This window comes from Kosakonia sp. SMBL-WEM22 (assembly GCF_014490785.1).
Classification (GTDB): Bacteria; Pseudomonadota; Gammaproteobacteria; order Enterobacterales; family Enterobacteriaceae; genus Kosakonia.
This window is the reverse complement of sequence record NZ_CP051488.1, coordinates 3,655,434-3,670,311: the sequence shown is the minus strand read 5'-3', so window position 1 is coordinate 3,670,311 and position 14,878 is coordinate 3,655,434. Positions and strand designations below refer to the sequence as shown.

General features: G+C 59.5%; 8 protein-coding genes. 7 read left to right on the top strand and 1 reads right to left on the bottom strand.

What is annotated here, in order from left to right:
- Positions 1-4 precede the first annotated feature (4 nt).
- Complete coding sequence (locus tag HF650_RS17570; protein ID WP_187799705.1) at positions 5-1,549, bottom strand: PTS transporter subunit EIIC; 1,545 nt, start codon at positions 1,547-1,549, stop codon at positions 5-7.
- A 282-nt stretch (positions 1,550-1,831) separates the two neighbouring features.
- Between HF650_RS17570 and HF650_RS17565 the strand changes: the two genes are divergently transcribed.
- The 7 genes from HF650_RS17565 (at position 1,832) to hisS (ending at position 14,860) form a co-directional block, all read left to right on the top strand.
- Complete coding sequence (locus HF650_RS17565) at positions 1,832-6,796, top strand: alpha-2-macroglobulin (RefSeq protein ID WP_187799704.1); 4,965 nt, start codon at positions 1,832-1,834, stop codon at positions 6,794-6,796.
- A gap of 1 nt (position 6,797) precedes the next feature.
- Complete coding sequence (pbpC, locus tag HF650_RS17560; RefSeq protein ID WP_187799703.1) at positions 6,798-9,122, top strand: peptidoglycan glycosyltransferase PbpC; 2,325 nt, start codon at positions 6,798-6,800, stop codon at positions 9,120-9,122.
- A gap of 150 nt (positions 9,123-9,272) precedes the next feature.
- Positions 9,273-9,704 carry a nucleoside-diphosphate kinase gene (gene ndk, locus HF650_RS17555; RefSeq protein ID WP_023481239.1) on the top strand — a complete coding sequence of 144 codons (432 nt, stop codon included), beginning with the start codon at positions 9,273-9,275 and terminating at the stop codon, positions 9,702-9,704.
- Between the two features lie 180 nt (positions 9,705-9,884).
- Complete coding sequence (locus tag HF650_RS17550; protein ID WP_187799702.1) at positions 9,885-11,051, top strand: bifunctional tRNA (adenosine(37)-C2)-methyltransferase TrmG/ribosomal RNA large subunit methyltransferase RlmN; 1,167 nt, start codon at positions 9,885-9,887, stop codon at positions 11,049-11,051.
- Positions 11,052-11,342: 291 nt separating this feature from the next.
- Positions 11,343-12,335, top strand: coding sequence for a cytoskeleton protein RodZ (gene rodZ, locus HF650_RS17545; protein ID WP_187799701.1), 993 nt, complete (start codon positions 11,343-11,345; stop codon positions 12,333-12,335).
- A 26-nt stretch (positions 12,336-12,361) separates the two neighbouring features.
- A complete protein-coding gene (ispG, locus tag HF650_RS17540) occupies positions 12,362-13,480 on the top strand; it encodes a flavodoxin-dependent (E)-4-hydroxy-3-methylbut-2-enyl-diphosphate synthase (protein ID WP_187799700.1) in 1,119 nt (372 codons plus the stop codon).
- A 105-nt stretch (positions 13,481-13,585) separates the two neighbouring features.
- Positions 13,586-14,860 carry a histidine--tRNA ligase gene (hisS, locus tag HF650_RS17535; protein ID WP_187799699.1) on the top strand — a complete coding sequence of 425 codons (1,275 nt, stop codon included), beginning with the start codon at positions 13,586-13,588 and terminating at the stop codon, positions 14,858-14,860.
- The last annotated feature ends 18 nt before the right edge of the window (positions 14,861-14,878 follow it).

Below are 14,878 nucleotides of genomic sequence, written 5' to 3'. Positions count from 1 at the left end.
TCCTTCAGAGAAACATCTCAACAGCTTCTCGCATTTTTTTGACATGCAGCCCGTAGACCACCTGAACGTTATTACCTTGTTTAATCACGCCTTTCGCGCCGGTAGCTTTCAGTTGCGGCTCATTGATCGCCGCCACATCTTTCACCGTCACGCGCAGGCGGGTGTAGCAGTTGTCGACCACTTCGATATTTTCACGCCCGCCAAGACCATTAATAATTGCCTCGCCCACCGCGTCGTTATTCCCCTTCGCCTGGTACTCCTGCTTGCTGTAGAGGCGCGTCTCTTCGCTCTCCTCTTCGCGCCCCGGCGTTTTCATGTTGAAGCGCAAAATCAGGAAGCGGAAGGTGACGAAGTAGAGGGCGAACATAATCAGCCCGACCAGCAGATACATCGGCCAGTTGGACTTCTCAGTGCCGAGCGGCAGGTTGTAGAGAATGAAGTCGATAATGCCGTTCGCGCCGATGGCATGAACGCCGAAGAGCGAGAAGAGCATCATGCCGATGCCGGTCAGCACCGCATGCACCACGAACAGCAGCGGGGCGATAAAGAGGAAAGAGAACTCAATTGGTTCGGTAACGCCAACCAGCAGCGAGGTGAGCGCGGCGGGGATCAAAATCGCTTTCGCCGCGGCTTTGCGCTCCGGTTTCGCCGTCATATACATCGCCAGCGCGGCAGCCGGCAGGCCGAACATCTTGCTGATGCCGCGCGCATCCCACACCACGGTGCTGCTCAGTTTGGTCACACCCGGGCAGGCCATTTCGGCAAAGTAGATGTTGCGCGCGCCCTGATAAGTGCTGCCGCACACTTCAGCCGTGCCGCCCAGTTCGGTATACAAAAACGGCGTATAGACCAGATGATGCAGGCCGGTCGGCACCAGAATGCGCTCCAGGAAGCCATACACCGCCACGCCGAAGGGGCCTGCGCCTTTAATCGCCATTGCCAGCGCGCTGATACCGTGCTGGGCGAAGGGCCACAGCTCGCTCATTACCACGCCAAGCACCATTGAGACCGGCAGCATAATGATGGCGACAAAGCAGTGCCCGGAGTAGATCGCCATTGCACCGGAAAACTGCACGCGAGAGTAGCGGTCGTAGAGATACCCGGACAGCGCGCCGGTAAGGATGCCGGCGAAAACGCCCATCTCCAGCACCTGCACGCCCAGCACCATCCCCTGGCCTGCGGCTTTCATCTGATCGGCCGGTGCCAGCGCGCCCTGCAGTTGCAGCGTCACGTTCATGGCATTAATGAAAACGATAAAGGTCACCAGGCCAATCAGTGCGGCATAGCCTTTATCACGCGAGGCCAGCCCAACCGGAATGCCGACGGCAAACACCAGCGCGAGGTTGGCGAGCACTGAAACGGCGGATTTGGCAATCAGTTGACCCGTGTGCTGAATAAGAGGGTGGCCTAGAAAGGGGAGGTACTCGGCGAGGTTGCCATTACCGAAGATATTACCGAAGGCGATAAACAGACCAACGATCGGCAAAATGAGCACCGGGCCAAAAAGGGACTTACCAAAATTTTGTAGGGCATTCACGGCTCTGGACATAGTGTTCTCGCTTATTAGCACCGCGTAGTAAGGGACACAGACCACATAACGTTAGCAGCGGGTCGGGTGTTATCGCTATCTATCTTATTGTTTTAAAAACAAATGACGCGCAACGTAACATGTTACGTTACGGGGTGTGATCGGCCTAACATCACCGGCTTCGCGCAAAAAATGCGCTTTGCGAGATGCTTTCCAGAATCCATCAGATATTTTGTATTTCTAACCGTTGCGAATGATAATGACGACGCCTCTCACAACGGGTCAATCACTCAGGGATACAGAATGAAACCGCTACGTTACGCGGCGCTGACTTTCGCGCTCCTCACCGCCTTCACGCTTGCAGGCTGTGACAATAACGATAAACCCAAGAGCGCCAGCGCGCCTGAACCCGCGTCCGCCTCATCCGCCGCGCAAACGCCTGCGGCATCAGCCATGCCGGATAAAGCCAAACGCGATGAACTTGCCGCGCGTAGCGAAGGCAAACCGTTAAACTTGCTGGATGCGTCCGAAGTGCAGCTCGACGGCAGCGCCACGCTGGTGCTGACCTTCTCGGTGCCGCTTGATCCGGATCAGAACTTCGCCCAGGTGGTGCATCTGGTCGATAAGAAAAGCGGCAAAGTCGACGGAGCCTGGGAGCTGGCACCGAACCTGAAAGAGCTGCGCCTGCGCCATCTTGAGCCGAACCGCGAGCTGCTGGTATCGGTAGAGAGCGGGCTGGTTGCGCTTAATAAAGCCACCTTCGGCAAGAGCTTTGAGAAGTCGATCACCACCCAGGATATTCAGCCGAGCGTTGGTTTCGCCAGCCGCGGCTCGCTGCTGCCGGGCAAAGTGGTTGAGGGGCTGCCGGTGATGGCGCTCAACGTCGAAAATGTCGACATCAACTTCTACCGCGTGAAGCCGGAATCGCTGGCCTCATTCATTAGCCAGTGGGAGTACCGCAGTTCGCTCTCCAACTGGGAGTCCGATACGCTGCTGAAGATGGCGGATCTGGTTTATACCGGGCGCTTTGACCTCAACCCGGCGCGCAACACCCGCGAAAAACTGATGCTGCCGTTGAGCAGCATCAAACCGCTGCAACAGGCGGGCGTCTATATCGCCGTGATGAATCAGGCGGGGCACTACAACTACAGTAATGCCGCGACGCTCTTTACGCTCAGCAACATCGGCCTCTCTGCGCACCGTTACCATAACCGCCTGGATATCTTCACGCAGGGGCTGGAAAGCGGCGCGGCGCTCGGCGGTATCGACGTGATGCTGCTCAATGAGAAGGGGCAGAGCCTGGCGCAGGCGAAGACCGACAGCGATGGCCACGCCACATTAAGCACCGATAAAGAGGGTGCGCTGCTGCTGGCGCGCAAAGAGGGCGAGACTACGCTGCTCGACCTTAACCTCCCGGCGCTGGATCTCGCCGAGTTCGCTATTACCGGCGAGCCAGGCTACAGCAAACAGTTCTTTATGTTCGGCCCGCGCGATCTCTATCGCCCTGGCGAAACGGTGATCCTCAACGGGCTGCTGCGCGACAGCGACGGCAAGCCGATTGCCGCGCAGCCGGTCAAGCTGGAGGTGGTGAAACCAGACGGGCAGGTGGTTCGCTCGGTGGTGAGCCAGCCGCAGAACGGCCTTTATCACTTCACTTATGCGCTGGACGCCAGCGCGCAGACCGGTATGTGGCATGTTCGCGCCAATACCGGCGACAACCTGGCGCGCGAGTGGAGCTTCCACGTCGAAGACTTTATGCCGGAGCGCATGGCGCTGAATGTCACGCCGCAGCCGACGCCGCTGGCTCCCGCAGCAGACGTGGTGTTTAGCATTGAAGGTCACTACCTTTACGGCGCGCCTGCCAGCGGCAACGCCCTGCAGGGGCAGCTGTTCCTGCGCCCGCTGCGCGAAGCGGTTGCCGCACTGCCGGGCTTCCTGTTTGGCGATATCGCTGAAGAGAACCTGAGCCGCAGCCTCGATGAAACCCATCTGACCCTTGATGATGAGGGGAAAGGCGAAGTGACCACGCCGAGCCAGTGGCAGGATGCCCACTCGCCGCTGGAAGTGATTCTGCAGGCCAGCCTGCTGGAGTCGGGCGGCCGTCCGGTGACCCGCCGCGCGGAGCAGGCGATCTGGCCTGCGCCCGCTCTGCCAGGGATTCGCCCGCAGTTCGCCTCAAAAGCGGTCTATGACTACCGCACTGATACCACCGTCAATCAGCCGATTGTCGATGAGGGCGGTAACGCCGCGTTCGATATTGTCTATGCCGACGCGCAGGGCAATAAAAAAGCGGTCAGCGATCTGCAGGTGCGCCTGATCCGCGAACGCCGCGACTATTTCTGGAACTGGTCGGAAAACGACGGCTGGCAGTCGCAGTTCAACCAGAAAGATCTGGTGGAAGGCGAGCAGAGCCTGACGCTGAAGGCCGATGAGACCGGCAAAGTCACCTTCCCGGTAGACTGGGGCTCCTATCGTCTGGAGGTCAAAGGCCCGGATGAAACGGTGAGCAGCGTGCGTTTCTGGGCCGGCTACAGCTGGCAGGATAACAGCGACGGCGCCGGTGCGGCGCGCCCGGATCGCGTCACCATGAAGCTCGATAAACCCTCTTACAAAGCAGGCGATACCGTTAAGCTGCACGTCACCGCACCGGCCGCCGGTAAGGGCTACGCGATGATCGAGTCCAGCGAAGGTCCGCTCTGGTGGCAGGAGATTGACGTTCCGGCTGATGGGCTGGATCTCTCGATCCCGGTCGATCAGAAGTGGCAGCGCCACGATCTCTACATCAGCACGCTGGTAGTGCGCCCTGGCGATAAGTCGAAATCCGCCACGCCAAAACGCGCGGTAGGCCTGCTGCATCTGCCGATGGGCGATGAGAACCGCCGCCTGGAGATTGCCCTCGACGCCCCGCAAAAAATGCGGCCTAACCAGCCGCTGAAAGTCAAAGTCAAAGCCTCGATGAAAGATGGCGCGACGCCGAAACAGGTTAACGTGCTGCTCTCTGCTGTCGACAGTGGGGTGCTGAACATTACCGATTACGTGACGCCGGATCCGTGGCAGGCCTTCTTCGGTCAGAAACGCTATGGTGCCGATATCTATGATATCTACGGCCAGGTGATTGAAGGCCAGGGCCGTCTTGCGGCGCTGCGCTTCGGCGGTGATGGCGATGAGCTTAACCGCGGCGGCAAACCGCCGGTTAACCACGTCACCATCATTGCCCAGCAGGCGCAGCCGGTGACGCTGGATGAAAACGGCGAAGGCACTGTAACGATGCCGATTGGCGACTTCAACGGGGAGCTGCGCGTCATGGCGCAGGCCTGGACGGCAGACGATTTTGGCAGCAGCGAAAGCAAAGTGGTGGTAGCAGCCCCGATGATTGCCGAGCTGAACACGCCGCGCTTCCTCGGCAGCGGCGATACCTCGCGCCTGACGCTGGATCTCAGCAACCTGACGGACAAGCCGCAAACCCTGAATGTCGACCTGACGGCAAGCGGTCTGCTTTCGCTTGAGGGGGCAGCCACCCAGAGCGTGACGCTCGGGGCCGGTAAACGCACCACGCTCTTTATTCCGGTGCGCGCGCTGGATGGCTTCGGCGACGGCGAGATTGCCGCGCAAATCAGCGGCCTTGCGCTGCCGGGCGAAACCTTCGCGCCGCAGCAGAAGCAGTGGAAGATTGGTGTGCGACCGCCTTTCGCCGCGCAGACCATCAACACCGGAGCAATGCTCAATCCGGGCGAAAGCTGGCAAGTGCCAGGCCAGCATCTGGCGGGCATCTCGCCTGCCACCCTGCAGGGCCGTTTGCTGCTGAGCGGCAAACCGCCGCTCAATATCGCCCGTTATATTCAGGAGTTGCGCGCCTACCCGTACGGCTGCCTGGAGCAGACCGCCAGCGGGCTCTTCCCGTCGCTCTATACCAATGCCGCACAGCTTAAAGCGCTGGGCATCAAAGGCGAGAGCGATGAGCAGCGCCGCGCCGCGGTGGATATCGGCATTTCCCGTCTACTGCAGATGCAGCGTGACGACGGCGGCTTCTCGCTGTGGGATAAGAGCGGCTCGGAAGAGTACTGGCTGACCGCCTACGTGACCGATTTCCTCGTCAGCGCCTCGGCGCAGGGTTACAGCGTTCCGGCTGAGGCACTGAACAACGCTAATAACCGCTTGCTGCGCTATCTGCAGGATCCGGCGGCGATGGCGGTGCGCTACAGCGACGATCTGCCGGCGACGAAATTTGCCGTGCAGAGCTACGCCGGTCTGGTGCTGGCGCGTCAGCAGAAAGCGCCGCTGGGTGCGCTGCGTGAAATCTGGCAGCGCCACGAACAGGCGAAAGCGGGGCTGCCGTTAATGCAGCTTGGCGTTGCGCTGAAGCTGATGGGCGATGCCCAGCGTGGCGATCAGGCTATCGCGCTGGCGCTGAAAACCGATCGCGTGGCGGAAAACCGCTGGCTGGCGGATTACGGCAGCAACCTGCGTGATAACGCGCTGATGCTGGCCCTGCTGCAGGACAATAAGCTGCTGCCGGATGCGCAGGCGCACCTGCTGGCTACGCTCTCCGAGCAGGCTTATAGCCAGCGCTGGCTCTCCACCCAGGAGAGCAACGCGCTGTTTATGGCTGGCCGCAACCTGCAAAACAGTACCGGTAACTGGCAGGCGCAAACCTCGCTTGATACCGCGATGCTTGCCGGTAACACCGCCCAGAGCCGTAACCTTGATGCTGACCAGCTTGGTGCATTGCAGGTGACGAACAGCGGCACCACACCGCTGTGGCTGCGTCTCGACACGACAGGCTACCCTGAGCAGGCTCCGGCACCTTCGGGCAAAGTGCTGCATATTGAGCGTAATGTGCTCGGCACCGACGGGCGCAGCAAACCGCTCTCTTCCCTGAAGAGCGGCGAGCTGGTGCTGGTGTGGCTGGAAGTGACGGCCAGCCAGAATGTTCCGGACGCGCTGGTAGTCGATCTGCTGCCTGCCGGTCTGGAGCTGGAAAACCAGAACCTGGCCAGCAGTAGTGCCAGCCTGCAGGAGAGCGGCAGCGAAGTGCAGGAGCTGCTCAACCGCATGCAGCAGGCCGATATTCAGCATATGGAGTTCCGTGACGATCGCTTTGTCGCCGCCGTACCGGTGAGCGAAGGGCAGCCGGTCACGCTGGTCTATCTGGCGCGGGCGGTAACGCCTGGCACTTACCAGGTTCCAGCTCCGCAGGTGGAATCAATGTATGTGCCGCAGTGGCGGGCAACCGGCGCGGCCAGTGGCCCGTTGATCATCACGCCATAACGTGAAGATCGTCTCCCTGATACGCACCCGCTGGCGCTGGCTGGCGGGTGTGCCACTTTTCTTTGTGCTGCTGGTTATCGCCGCCGATAAAATCTGGCCACTGCCCCTGAGCGAGGTGTCACCCGCGCGGGTGGTGGTGGCCGAAGATGGCACGCCGCTGTGGCGTTTTGCTGATGCCGACGGCATCTGGCGCTATCCGGTCACTATTGAAGAGGTCTCGCCGCGCTATTTGCAGGCGCTTATCCAGTATGAAGATCGCTGGTTCTGGGACCATCCCGGCGTTAACCCCTTCTCTATTGCGCGCGCGGCCTGGCAGGATCTGCGCTATGGGCGCGTGGTCTCCGGCGGCAGTACGCTCACGATGCAGGTGGCGCGTCTGCTTGACCCGCATCCGCGCACCTTTGGCGGTAAAGTTCGCCAGCTGTGGCGGGCGATGCAGCTGGAGTGGCATCTCTCCAAGCGCGACATTTTGACCATTTATCTCAACCGCGCGCCGTTTGGCGGCACGTTGCAGGGAGTCGGTGCGGCGAGCTGGGCCTATCTCGGTAAACCGCCCTCAAAGATGAGCTATGCGGAAGCGGCGCTGCTCGCCGTGCTGCCGCAGGCACCGAGCCGTTTACGCCCGGACCGCTGGCCACAGCGGGCGCAGGCAGCGCGCGATAAAGTACTGGATCGCATGGTGACCCAGCAGGTGTGGCCGGTGGCACAGGTGAAAGAGTCGCGCGAAGAGCCGGTGTGGTTAGCGCCGCGGCAGATGCCGCAGCTGGCGCCGCTCTTTGCTCGCCGGATGCTGGGCGCGAACAAAAAGCTGAAGGTGACTACGACGCTGGATGCCAGCCTGCAACGGCAGCTGGAGGAGCTGGCGCTGAGCGTCAAACCACGGCTGCCAATGCGCAGTTCGCTGGCGATCATTGTGGTCGACCATACGGATATGAAAGTGCGCGGCTGGGTGGGGTCGGTAGATATCAACGATGACAGCCGTTTCAGCCATGTCGATATGGTCAGCGCCGTGCGCTCGCCGGGATCGGTGCTGAAGCCCTTTATCTACGGCCTGGCGCTGGACGAAGGGCTGATCCACCCCGCATCCCTGTTGCAGGATGTGCCGCGGCGCGTCGGGGATTATCGCCCCGGTAACTTCGACAGCGGTTTTCATGGCCCGGTGAGCATGAACGAGGCGCTGGTACGCTCGCTGAACCTGCCTGCGGTACAGGTGCTGGAAGCCTACGGGCCGAAAAAGTTTGCCGGTAATCTGCGTAATATCGGGCTGCCGCTGATGCTGCCCGCCGGTGCGGAGCCAAACCTGTCGCTGATCCTCGGCGGTGCGGGCGCGCGGCTGGAGGATATCGCTGCGGCATACAGCGCTTTTGCGCGCGGAGGTAAAGCGGGCAGGTTAAGGCTGACGCCCGATCAGCCGCTGGCTGAACGCCGCCTGATGTCGCCGGGCGCGGCGTGGATTATCCGCCGGATTATGGCGAATGAAGCGCAGCCGGTGCCGGACAGCGCGCTGCCGCAGGTGGTGCCGCTGGCGTGGAAAACCGGCACCAGCTACGGTTACCGCGATGCCTGGGCCATCGGCCTCAATTCCCGCTATGTGATCGGTATCTGGACCGGTCGCCCGGACGGCACGCCGGTTGCGGGGCAGTTTGGTTTTGCCAGCGCCGTGCCGCTGCTCAACCAGGTGAACAATCTGCTGCAACCGCGATCTGCGCTGGACCAGGCGCGTCTGCCGCGCGACCCGCGTCCTGCTTCCGTGAGCAGCGGGGTGATCTGCTGGCCGGGCGGGCAGAGCCTGCCTGCCGGAGACAGTAACTGCCGCCGCCGTCTTGCCACCTGGTTACTGGATGGCAGCCAGCCCCCGACGCTGTTGATGCCGGAGCAGGAGGGACTGCACGGCATCAGTTTTCCGCTGTGGCTAAACCATCTGGGGCGGCGCGTGGCGGCGGATTGCCCGGATGCGCAGCAGAAAAACTGGATCGTCTGGCCGCTGCCGCTTGAGCCGTGGCTGCCGCCCGGCGAGCGCCGCGCCGCGCGCTTACCGCCTGCGGACAGCGTTTGCCCGCCACGGGATGAGAACGCACCGCCGCCGCTGTTGTTAAACGGCGTGCGCGAAGGGGCGGTGATCAAGCGCGTACCCGGCCAGGATTTTGCGAGCCTGCCTCTGCAAAGCAGCGGCGGGGAAGGGGGGCGCTGGTGGTTTTTGAACGGCGAGCCCTTAACGGCGCGCGGCAGCATATTGAGCCTGAAGCTCGATAGAGCCGGTGCGTATCAACTGGTGGTGATGGATGACGCGGGGCAGGTCGCTGCCGTGCAGTTTACGGTGCAATAGGGCGAGAAAGGGCGCATTGGGTGGTTGGTGTTGCTCAAACTCGTCTTATTTTAAAAAAATGTTACCTTAATCCATAGGCAAGACCGGTGTTGCTCTTTATAATCCGCGCCACACCTATTCAGGGCAACAGAACAACTTACTGAGGTAATCATGGCTATTGAACGTACTTTTTCCATCATCAAGCCGAACGCGGTGGCAAAAAACGTTATTGGTAACATCTTCTCTCGCTTTGAAGCGGCAGGTTTCAAAATCGTTGGCACCAAAATGCTGCACCTGACCGTTGAGCAGGCGCGCGGCTTCTACGCTGAGCACGAAGGCCGCCCGTTCTTTGATGGCCTGGTTGAGTTCATGACCTCCGGCCCGATCGTGGTTTCCGTACTGGAAGGCGAAAACGCCGTTCAGCGTCACCGCGACCTGCTGGGCGCAACCAACCCGGACAACGCACTGGCCGGTACCCTGCGCGCAGATTATGCAGACAGCTTCACCGAGAACGGCACCCACGGTTCCGACTCCGTTGAATCTGCCGCGCGCGAAATCGCCTACTTCTTCGCTGAAGGCGAAGTGTGCCCGCGCACTCGTTAATTTCCGGTTAACTGTGTAACGAGATTTACACTTTAATTGGTAAATGCCGCGTCCAGGCGTGGTATCTGTGCGACAGAATTTGTACAATGTTGCGCCCCAGGATGAGCTGATGCTCGCCTGGGGCGCTTCTTTTTAACCCTCCACGGGCCACAACGTGTAATAACGAGGCCGGAATAAAATATGTCTGAACAAATTGCCATGTCTGAGAGCGACGCTCTCACGGTTCCAAATAAAGATGCAAAAATTAACCTGCTGGATCTCAACCGTCAGCAGATGCGTGAGTTTTTCAAAAACTTAGGCGAAAAACCGTTTCGCGCCGACCAGGTGATGAAGTGGATGTATCACTACTGCTGCGACGACTTTGATGAGATGACCGACATCAACAAAGTGCTGCGTGGCAAGTTAAAAGAGGTGGCGGAGATCCGCGCCCCTGAAGTCGTCGAAGAGCAACGCTCTTCCGATGGCACCATCAAATGGGCTATCGCCGTCGGCGATCAGCGCGTTGAAACCGTCTATATCCCGGAAGAGGATCGCGCGACGCTCTGCGTCTCCTCCCAGGTCGGTTGTGCGCTGGAGTGCAAATTCTGCTCCACGGCGCAGCAGGGCTTCAACCGCAACCTGCGCGTATCGGAAATCATCGGCCAGGTGTGGCGCGCGGCGAAAATCATCGGCGCTGCCCGTGTGACCGGCAACCGCCCGATCACTAACGTGGTGATGATGGGCATGGGCGAACCGCTGCTCAATCTCACCAACGTGGTGCCGGCGATGGAGATCATGCTGGATGATTTCGGCTTTGGCCTCTCCAAACGTCGCGTGACGCTCTCGACCTCCGGCGTTGTTCCGGCGCTTGATAAGCTCGGTGATATGATTGACGTTGCGCTGGCGATCTCGCTCCATGCGCCGAATGACGCTATCCGCGACGAAATTGTACCAATCAACAAAAAGTACAATATCGAAACCTTCCTCGGGTCGGTGCGCCGCTACCTGGAGAAGTCCAACGCCAACCAGGGCCGCGTGACCATTGAGTATGTGATGCTGGATCACGTCAATGACGGCACTGAACACGCCCATGAGCTGGCCGAGCTGCTGAAAGATACGCCGTGCAAGATCAACCTGATCCCGTGGAACCCCTTCCCGGGCGCGCCGTATGGCCGCAGCTCCAACAGCCGTATCGACCGTTTCTGCAAAGTGATGATGAGCTACGGTTTCACCACTATTGTGCGTAAAACTCGCGGCGACGATATCGATGCCGCCTGCGGTCAGCTGGCGGGCGATGTTATCGACCGCACCAAGCGCACCATGCGTAAACGCCTGCAGGGCGAGCCGATCGCGGTTAAAGCGGTGTAAGCGTGACTGCGGCGCGAAGTTGGCGCCGCAGGTTTGGAATATGTTGAATATTTGGCCTGCTTATATAGAGGCCGTTAATAATTACGGTGCGTTTCCTCTTACTTTGAGGCAGTATGTAATGCTGGAACAACGGCTTAGCAAATAGTGCTGAACGCCGTCCTGTTATCACGAACCTGACAGTCTTATACTGTGGGTCTACGTTTAACTGACCCGGATTTTTCGCGGCGTGTGTAGGTTATGCGGTTACGCGCGCCTGTGTGTTTACTTTTCACGTACCAGTAGTTGTAGCGAATGAATACTGAAGCCACTCAAGACCAAAACGAAGCACAATCCACGGGCGTTCGTCTGCGCAATGCTCGTGAGCAACTTGGACTCAGCCAGCAAGCGGTTGCCGAACGCTTGTGCCTGAAGGTCTCCACGGTACGCGATATCGAAGAGGACAGGTCGCCTGCCGATCTGGCATCCACCTTTGTGCGCGGTTATATCCGCTCCTATGCTCGCCTGGTGCACATTCCAGAAGAAGAGCTGCTGCCGATTCTTGAGAAACAAGCGCCGATCCGCGCGGCAAAAGTGGCACCGATGCAGGGCTTTGCGCTGGGTAAACCGCGCAAAAAACGCGACGGCTGGCTGATGAGCATTACCTGGCTGGTGCTGTTTGTGGTCGTCGGCCTGACGGGCGCCTGGTGGTGGCAGAACCACAAAGCGCAGCAGGAAGAGATCAGCACCATGGCGGATCAATCCTCCGCCGAGCTTAATGCCAGCAACGGCCAGAGCGTGCCGCTGGATAATCAGGCCGCTTCAACGCCGGTGGATAATGGTTCCACCCCGGTTGAAACCCCGGCTCCGACCGAGAGCGTGCAGGCACCTGCAACCACCTCACCTGCCACGACAGCTAACCAGAACAGCGTGGTTCCGCCTTCACAGGCGAACGTTGAACCTTCCGCCCAGCAGCCTGCTGCTACCACCAATAACGTCTCTCAGCTGCCAACCGATCAGGCGGGCGTGGCGGGCGCATCTGCCGACGCGAACGCGCTGGTGATGAACTTTACTGCCGACTGCTGGCTGGAAGTGAGCGATGCGACCGGTAAGAAACTCTTTAGCGGTATGCAGCGTAAAGATGCCACGCTGAATCTCACCGGCCAGGCACCCTATAAACTGAAAATTGGCGCGCCGTCGGCTGTCCAGATCCAGTTCCAGGGGAAACCTGTCGATCTGAGTCGTTTTATCAGAACTAACCAGGTTGCGCGTCTGACCCTCAATGCCGAACAATCAGCAGCACAGTAACAGACGGGCAACGCGGGAGATCATTCATGCATAACCAGTCGCCGATCCAACGGCGGAAATCAAAACGGATTTATGTTGGTAATGTGCCGATTGGCGATGGTGCCCCCATCGCCGTGCAGTCTATGACAAACACCCGCACCACGGATGTTGAAGCAACGGTCAACCAAATAAAAGCATTAGAGCGCGTCGGCGCAGACATCGTGCGTGTCTCGGTGCCGACAATGGACGCAGCAGAAGCGTTCAGGCTTATCAAACAGCAGGTGAGTGTCCCGCTGGTGGCGGACATCCACTTTGACTACCGCATCGCGCTGAAAGTCGCCGAGTACGGCGTCGATTGCTTGCGCATCAACCCGGGCAACATCGGTAACGAAGAGCGTATCCGCAGCGTTGTTGACTGCGCGCGCGATAAAAACATCCCAATCCGCATCGGCGTCAACGCCGGTTCGCTGGAAAAAGATCTGCAGGAGAAGTATGGCGAGCCGACGCCGCAGGCGCTGCTCGAATCGGCCATGCGCCATGTGGAGCATCTCGATCGTCTCAACTTTGACCAGTTCAAAGTGAGCGTGAAAGCCTCCGACGTCTTCCTTGCCGTTGAGTCCTATCGTCTGCTGGCGAAGCAGATCGATCAGCCGCTGCACCTCGGGATCACCGAAGCGGGCGGCGCGCGCGCAGGCTCGGTGAAATCCGCGATTGGCTTAGGCCTGCTGCTCTCCGAAGGGATCGGCGATACGCTGCGTATTTCGCTGGCGGCGGATCCGGTTGAAGAGATCAAAGTCGGTTTCGATATCCTCAAGTCCCTGCGCATCCGCTCACGTGGCATCAACTTTATCGCCTGCCCGACCTGCTCCCGTCAGGAGTTTGACGTGATTGGTACGGTCAACGCGCTGGAGCAGCGGCTGGAAGATATCATCACTCCGATGGATGTTTCGATTATCGGCTGCGTGGTGAACGGGCCGGGCGAAGCGCTGGTCTCGACCCTGGGCGTTACCGGCGGGAATAAGAAAAGCGGCCTGTATGAAGATGGCGTGCGTAAAGATCGCCTCGATAACGGCGATATGATCAGCCAGCTTGAGGCGCGTATTCGTGCGAAAGCCGCGATGCTGGATGAAACGCGCCGTATTGACGTCATGCAGGTAGAAAAATAAGGGTGCCGCGAAGGCTGGCATCCCGTGTATCATGAGCCCGCCCGGCGCGACCGCTTTTGTCGCCGCCCTGAGGGTTCATTTTTTGTATTAATAAAGAGAATAAACGTGGCAAAAAATATTCAAGCCATTCGCGGCATGAACGATTATCTGCCTGGCGAGACCGCCATCTGGCAGCGCATTGAAAGCAGCCTGAAGAACGTGCTCGGCAGCTACGGTTACAGTGAAATCCGTTTGCCGATTGTAGAGCAGACCCCGTTATTCAAACGCGCGATCGGCGAAGTGACCGACGTCGTTGAAAAAGAGATGTATACCTTCGACGACCGCAACGGCGACAGCCTGACGCTGCGTCCGGAAGGGACCGCAGGCTGCGTACGCGCCGGCATCGAACATGGTCTTCTGTACAATCAGGAACAGCGCTTGTGGTACGTCGGGCCGATGTTCCGCTACGAGCGTCCGCAGAAAGGGCGCTACCGTCAGTTCCATCAGCTGGGTGTGGAAGTGTTTGGCCTGCAGGGGCCGGATATCGACGCCGAGCTGATTATGCTGACCGCGCGCTGGTGGCGCGAGCTGGGTATCGCTTCGCACGTTGCGCTTGAGCTTAACTCCATCGGTTCGCTGGAAGCCCGTGCGACCTATCGCGACGCGCTGGTGGCGTTCCTGGAGCAGCATAAAGATAAGCTCGACGAAGATTGCCTGCGTCGAATGTACAGTAACCCGCTGCGCGTGCTGGACACCAAAAACCCCGATATTCAGACGCTGCTGAACGATGCGCCGAAGCTGGGTGATTATCTTGATGACGAATCACGCGAGCACTTTGCCGGCCTCTGCGCTTTCCTTGACGCGGCGGGCATCGCCTACACCGTTAACCAGCGCCTGGTGCGCGGTCTCGATTACTACAACCGCACCGTGTTTGAATGGGTGACCAGCAGCCTCGGCGCGCAGGGTACCGTCTGCGCCGGTGGCCGTTACGATGGCCTGGTTGAGCAACTCGGCGGTCGCGCGACCCCAGCGGTTGGCTTCGCGATGGGTCTTGAGCGACTTGTTTTGCTGGTTCAGGCAGTTAATCCGGAATTTAAAGCCGAATCCGTTGTCGATATTTACCTGGTGGCCTCTGGCGCTAACACGCAATCCGCAGCAATGCTGTTGGGTGAGCAGGTGCGCGATGCGCTGCCTGGCGTGCGGCTGATGATGAACCACGGCGGCGGCAACTTTAAGAAGCAGTTTGCCCGTGCAGATAAGTGGGGCGCTCGCGTCGCGCTGGTGCTCGGCGAGTCTGAAATTGCCGACGGAAATGTTGTGGTGAAGGATTTACGCTCTGGTGAGCAGAGTACGGTAACGCAGGAGAGCGTTGCGGCGCATTTGCGCACACTACTGGGCTAATCTCCCCGGTGATTTATC